General features: G+C 40.1%; 4 protein-coding genes. All 4 read left to right on the forward strand.

The annotated features are described in order from the left end of the window. Positions 1-606: 606 nt before the first annotated feature. On the forward strand, positions 607-1,269 hold the full coding sequence (locus DNK84_RS12960) for an ATP-dependent zinc protease family protein (RefSeq protein WP_119344896.1): 663 nt from the start codon (positions 607-609) through the stop codon (positions 1,267-1,269). Further along, positions 1,266-2,837, forward strand: coding sequence for a UUP1 family membrane protein (locus DNK84_RS12965; protein ID WP_119344897.1), 1,572 nt, complete (start codon positions 1,266-1,268; stop codon positions 2,835-2,837). Before DNK84_RS12960 ends, DNK84_RS12965 begins: the two co-directional genes overlap by 4 nt. Next, a complete protein-coding gene (locus DNK84_RS12970) occupies positions 2,838-3,773 on the forward strand; it encodes an alpha-L-glutamate ligase-like protein (RefSeq protein WP_119344898.1) in 936 nt (311 codons plus the stop codon). It begins immediately after the preceding gene. Positions 3,774-3,840: 67 nt separating this feature from the next. Continuing rightward, entirely contained in the window at positions 3,841-4,161 is a 321-nt protein-coding gene (locus tag DNK84_RS12975; RefSeq protein ID WP_119344899.1) for a nucleotidyltransferase domain-containing protein, read from the forward strand. Positions 4,162-4,447: the final 286 nt, after the last annotated feature.

Genomic DNA, 4,447 nt, shown 5'->3' on the forward strand with positions numbered 1-4,447 from the left:
TGAAAACTGAAACCACTGATACGAAAATGAGTTATGCGTGACCTCGTAGTCATCCCTGTGGATTTTGCTTTAAGCAGCCACGTTTGCGAGTTTGGGGCACGCACTTTTATATATCGAATGGACAACTTGTGCGTATGGTTACGGCCATAACCACGAATAGCAGATTGGCCTATAAAGGTTTAAAAACGTTGTCATTGTGTCAATAGGTTTAAGAGTGTATTGCAAGGTAAAGTAAGGACCGTTATCAGCCTTTAGGTTAAACGGAGAATTTCTTTTGGCCTGTCGCTTGACAATACACATAGCAGGATGACGTTGATGCACACTTCTCGTAACAGCTATGCTTGCCAAGCACGGATGGCAAAGTTTGCATATAACCCCAAGGATTAGTGGAAACTTATTGATTTTAAGTGTCATTGTTTTTGTAAAGTGTTTTCTTGCACAATAAATCCCTGAAAGTGCGTAACTCCAGTCTTTAATTTAAGTATATCATGATTTTAGTTGTTTTAAAGCAGAGACTTGAATTGCTGAAATCATATAAAAGCTAAGGCAGAAAGTTGTAAAATGGCTTGTGGATGGTATAAGCTTGCTTTAAATAAAAAGTTTTAAATGTATACTGAGCATTTATGGCAGGTAAGAGAATTTATTATGTGGTGTTTTAGAGTTATTACAGCGGCAATGATTAGTGTTTGTCTAATAAGTGTAAGTCATGCGCAGATTAAGTCAGGTTATGGTTATGTTGAGGAGGTTTACCTTATGCCAGATGAGGCTTTGGTGCCGGCAAAGCTTGATACAGGTGCTGGTGTTTCTTCTGTTTCTGCAGATAATATTCAGGTTTATAAAAAAGACGATAAGCAGTATGTTCGTTTTGAGCTGGTGTATAAAACGCAAAAGGGAAAGGCAGCAAAAATTGATTATGATTTGCCTTTAAAGGGTGAAATGCATATCAAAAATCGTGCAGGTGAGTCAGATGATCAAAGTAAATATACGCGCCGTTTTGTTGTTACTATGCCGATTTGCTTTGATGGAAAAATATATCAAGTAGAGGCAAATTTAACCGACAGGCAGGATTTTTTATACCCTGTTTTACTGGGAAGACGTGCATTAAATAAAATGAATGTTGTCGTGGACCCTGGTCAGCGCAGAACGTTTACGCCAGTTAAATGCGTTTTTAAAGAACAAAACGCTACTCAAGTTAAGCAAGAGATTGAAAATACAACTAAAGCAGAACCCCAAGCGGTAACATCAACGGCAAAAAGTGTGTCAAAATGAATAAAGTTAATAAGCAATATTATATCTTACTAATTCTTTTAATCATCTCTGGTGTTGGATTGACGCTTTATCAGCATATAAAACTTGGTCTGTCTTGGCAGCCTGATGATGAGAACACTATATGGAAATTTAATGTTGAATTACAAATCACACCAAAGACAACAAATTCAACATTAAAGCTTAATCTGTTTGTGCCGAATCTAAAAAGAGGTGATGTGTTGGATGAACACATCAGTGCGGCAGGGTTTGGCAAAATCATTTTGCATACAGATGACGGAGATAATAAAGTCGCCGTTTTATCTAAAAGTCAGGCAGATGAAAAACAGACGGTTATTTATGATGTGAGTGTTGCCAGCGGTGCGCAGTTTATAGCACCACAGGTGCCCAAAATTAATCACGCTAAAGCACATGTGAGAAAAACATTAGAGTCAAGGCAGTTGATTGCTTTGTTGACAACGGCTAAAGATATTGCAGAGCAATCAGCAGATTCAGGCACGCTGGTTGGGCAGAGTATTCGTTTTATTAATGATGATGGTAACCTATATTTCTGGCAGGAGATGGCTCAGGGCTTGCCAACGAATAAGCAGCGAATGAAGGCCTTGAATTACCTTTTAACTGAGCTTGGGCTGCCAAATGTCATGCTGCATGTGGTGCCTTATCAGCATCAAGGAGATATAAGCTTAAATAATTTACCTGTCTGGGTTAGTGTTTATTTTGAAAATGCCTGGCATATATATGATATTAAAACAGGTCAGGCAATTATGCATCCCAATCAAAAAGCCCTGGTATGGTGGGTTGGTAACCAGAACTTTGCGCAGGTTTCAGGTGGTCAAATAAAAATAGTTTCATTTACCGCAGCAAGGCAAGGGATATCTCAAGAGCGTTATTTGGCATTAAAGAATAACAGCTTAAAACAGAATATATATGAATTCTCTTTGCTTAACCTGCCTGCACAGACACAGGAGATTTATAAAATCATTTTGATGGTGCCATTGAGTGTTTTGATTATTTTGATATTACGAATCATCATTGGTGTGCCAACGCTTGGAACATTTATGCCTGTACTAATTGCACTTGCTTTTCGAGATACCTCGCTTTTATGGGGAATCGTTTTGTTTTCATTCGTTGTAATCTGCGGTTTGAGTTTTCGTGCCTATTTTGAAAAACTTCGTTTGCTCGTTGTGCCACGTTTGGGTATGATTTTAACCACGGTTGTCATTTTGATGGCTTTAATTAGTATTGTGCTGCATAAAATGGAAGTAGCACAAGGGTTGTCAATTACATTATTTCCCATGGTGATTTTAACGATGTCAATTGAGCGTTTATCCATTGTGTGGGATGAGCGTGGCGGGGTTGAAGCTGTTAAGATTGCTTTGGGAAGTTTGTTTGCTTCAACAGTTTGTTTTGTGTTTATTTTTAATCACGCACTTCAGTATTGGTTTTTCACTTTTCCAGGGCTTTTGTTACTTGTGATGGCAGCAATGCTGATGATTGGGCGTTATCGTGGCTATCGTTTAACCGAGCTTTATCGTTTTGATGCATTGATTAAAAAGTCTAAGGGGCTGTAGATGTGGTGGCGATGGCTTCGATTAAAACAAATGGGTGTCTTGGGGATAAACAATCGCAATTTATCATTTATACAGCGTTATAATACACGCACGCATTATCCTTTGGTTGATGATAAGGTAAAAACAAAGAAGCTGGCACAGGCGCATGATGTCAAGGTCCCCACCCTTTATACGGTGATTCATTCAGAGCATGATAATAAAGTCTTCTCCAAGCTTATTCAAAATCGCGCACAATTTGTGATTAAGCCCGCTCAAGGGGCAGGGGGGGAGGGGATATTGGTTGTCACACACTATATCAATAACCGTTATCGCTTATCTAATGGAAAACTTTTAACAGAAGATGAAATCAAATATCATATCTCAACCACGCTAAGTGGGGCTTATTCTTTGGGTGGCTATCCAGATAAGGTGATGGTTGAATACCTGGTTCAGTTTGATGATGTTTTTGAAAAAGTTGCCTATCAGGGTGTGCCAGATGTGCGTGTGATTGTGATTAAAGGATTTCCTGTGATGGCGATGGTGCGCTTACCGACACAGGCATCCAATGGAAAGGCAAATCTGCATCAAGGTGCGATTGGTGCCGGGGTTGATTTAAAAACGGGCCAGACGCTGCATGGTGTCTGGCATAATGAGATTGTCACGCATCACCCTGATACTTTGCATGAGATTGAAGGGGTGACTATTCCTTATTGGAAGGAGTGTCTCTTGATTGCCAGTCGTTGTTATGATATGACAAAGCTTGGTTATTTAGGTGTTGATCTAGTGCTTGATAAAGCGCATGGGCCAATGATGCTTGAGCTAAATGCGCGCCCTGGGCTTAATATCCAAATTGCCAATCAAGTTGGGCTGCAAAGACGTTTTGATATGATTAAGCCGGTACTGGATAAAGAAATGGATGCAAAAGCGCGTATTGAATATGTATTATCGCGATTGTAATGCGTTTAGTGTGATCTTTTTGTTGTGGTACAATGCATGACTACCGATAATAAGATAGATAATGATAATGCGGTTAAAAATATTTGAAGTAAAGGCAATCAAAGGCGCGGTTAGCCAACTATTTGGGCAAGATGCGAAGGTTTATTTATTTGGCAGCCGTGTCGATGATAAGCAAAAAGGAGGCAATATTGATCTATACATTGTGCCCAAAGATCAAAGTGAGCAGGGGCTTTATATGAGTGCGCCAAGCAAAGCTAAGGCAATCAAGCTGGACAATCCAGCCCAGAAAAAGGCTAGCCACCAGTCTGGAACCGAACTACACATAATGCAAGGTAACGAACATTATGAAGCTGTAGTAAGGGCGGTCTATCAGCCACAACGCGAGTGAAGGTATTGAGCCCCGTAATATACCATCGTCGCACCTGATCAAGGTTTTCATATGCCTGAAATCAGCACTACGCAATACGTAAAGGCGAGTATGCGTGGAGGTGTCGGGGTCTGAGTCCGTAGCGGGTAGATGAACTGATTGCTTTGGAACTTGGGAGAACCTTGCTATTTCTGAATGCTTATCTTGGAGCCTAAAAAGCTAGAGATAAGCTTAGCAAGGTAGTCGGACTAGCTCATAGTAGAGGTGTAAATAGGGTAATGCCTAATGGCACTAAGTTAAGCCGCAT

This window comes from Facilibium subflavum (assembly GCF_003574485.1).
GTDB classification, from domain to species: Bacteria; Pseudomonadota; Gammaproteobacteria; order Francisellales; family Francisellaceae; genus Facilibium; species Facilibium subflavum.